At 72.1% G+C, this 1,045-nt stretch carries 1 protein-coding gene; it reads left to right on the forward strand.

From position 1 onward, the window contains the following. The coding region (locus ACFRMQ_RS40960; RefSeq protein WP_380736030.1) for a M28 family metallopeptidase at positions 1-1,045 on the forward strand (1,045 nt) is incomplete at both ends.

Here is a 1,045-nt window from a genome sequence, read left to right on the forward strand (position 1 = left end):
TCGCGGAGAAGCAGGCGGCCGCGGCGGCCGCGGGGGCGGCCGGGGCGATCGTCTACAACAACGTCGAGGGCAGCCTCAACGGGACGCTCACCGATCCGGCGGCCGGGAAGATCCCGACCGGCGGGATCACCAAGGCGGCCGGTGAGGCCCTGGCCGCCGAGGCCGCCGCCGGGCCCGTCCGGGTGACCCTGGACATCCGCACCTTCATGGAGCCGCGCAAGACCTGGAACGTCATCGCGGAGACCCGCGGCGGCGACCCGAAGAACACCGTGATGGTCGGCGCCCACCTGGACTCCGTCCCCGAGGGACCGGGCATCAACGACAACGGGTCCGGCTCGGCCGGCATCCTGGAGGTGGCGAAGAACCTCGGCGTGCACCCGGTGAGGAACAAGGTCAGGTTCGCCTGGTGGTCCGCCGAGGAGTTCGGCCTCAAGGGCGCCGAGGCGTACGTCAACTCCCTCTCCGAGGCGGATCGGAAGAAGATCGGCCTCTACCTCAACTTCGACATGATCGCATCCCCCAACTACGCGCAGTTCGTCTACAACGGCTCGGGCAGCGCCGGCGGCGACGCGGGCCCCGAGGGCTCGGCGCAGATCGAGCGGGACATCAACGGCTACCTGGACGGCCGCCGCCTGCCGCACGACCCGACCGCCTTCGACGGCCGCTCCGACTACGGTCCGTTCATCGACGCGGGCATCCCGGCCGGCGGCACCGACACCGGAGCCGAGAAGTTCAAGTCCGCGGAGCAGGCGGCCCGTTACGGCGGCACGGCCGGCGCCGCCTACGACGCCTGCTACCACCAGGCCTGCGACAACCTGGGCAACATCGACATGCGCGCCTTCGACGTCAACATCGACGTGATCGCGAACGCCGTCGGCACCTACGCCTGGGACCTCTCCTCGCTGCACAAGCCCGTCCCGGCGCAGCGCCCGGCCGCGAAGGCGGCCCCCGGCGACGGCGCGACGGGTACCGGCGGCACCAGCGGCAGCCCCTCCCACGGGGTGGCGGCCCTCCACGAAGGCGGCGCACCCGCCAAGCAGTTGGC

Source organism: Kitasatospora sp. NPDC056783 (genome assembly GCF_042789895.1).
GTDB lineage: Bacteria > Actinomycetota > Actinomycetes > Streptomycetales > Streptomycetaceae > Kitasatospora.